This is a genomic window from Erwinia sp. V71 (assembly GCF_965644245.1).
Taxonomy (GTDB): Bacteria; Pseudomonadota; Gammaproteobacteria; order Enterobacterales; family Enterobacteriaceae; genus Erwinia.
The window spans coordinates 1-368 of sequence record NZ_CBFFRK010000307.1; the positions used below are offsets into that span (position 1 = coordinate 1).

The following is a 368-nucleotide window of genomic DNA, read 5'->3' on the forward strand; positions in this document are numbered from 1 at the left end:
AGGATAGCTTATCGGTAGCTAACCGTCCCTCCATCCACATGACCAAGCGTTGCACTTATTATCTGAATTCGCGAAGATATAAAAATATAAACACCATTTCTGAAGCAGGGTATGCCGGGTTAAACGTAATTACTATTAAAAACAAAGGCCAGCTAACAATGGCTATCTGTTTCCCTCTTCTGTTTTTGATCTGGTCTTGGCGTATTTGTCCGAAAGTAGAATAGCCGCCTTGACCTGAGTCAAAATCATGCGGATATTTGCGTTGACTGATAGTGCTAATAATAAATCACTACAGCGCGAATTCAGATAATAAGTGCAACGCTCGGACATGATTGTGGAGAGTGTAGGAGGAAGGGTTAACTACCGAT

Annotated in this window: 1 protein-coding gene; it reads left to right on the forward strand. The window is 41.6% G+C overall.

The window, feature by feature from the left end; translation table 11 throughout:
- The coding region (locus ACSZO1_RS22760; RefSeq protein WP_437616687.1) for a hypothetical protein at nt 1-224 on the forward strand (224 nt) is incomplete at its 5' end.
- Nucleotides 225-368: the final 144 nt, after the last annotated feature.